Here is a 281-nt window from a genome sequence, read left to right on the forward strand (position 1 = left end):
ACGGCATTGTCCCAACAGTTACCTCTGCGACTCATACTTCTGGTTATCTTGAGTTGATTGCAATACACATCAAACATGTTTGACGTGTATTGTGTGCCTTGATCTGAATGAACAAGTAGGTTGCTTGTTATTGGTTGCTTGCGCTTGATGGCATTTTTCAATGCCAAGGTGGCAAGCTGTGCATCTGGTGTTTTTGACAGTGCCCAGCCAACAATTTCTTTGGCTCCTAAATCAAGTACTGCAGCCAAGTAACTCCAGCATTGGTGGTTCCGTATGTAAGT

The 281-nt window shown here is 43.8% G+C and carries 1 protein-coding gene; it reads right to left on the reverse strand.

From position 1 onward, the window contains the following. On the reverse strand, positions 1-281 hold a 281-nt coding region (locus tag FET73_RS15645), incomplete at both ends, for a DDE-type integrase/transposase/recombinase (RefSeq protein ID WP_154224792.1).

This window comes from Marinicella rhabdoformis (genome assembly GCF_009671245.1).
In the GTDB taxonomy this organism is placed as follows: Bacteria; Pseudomonadota; Gammaproteobacteria; order Xanthomonadales; family Marinicellaceae; genus Marinicella; species Marinicella rhabdoformis.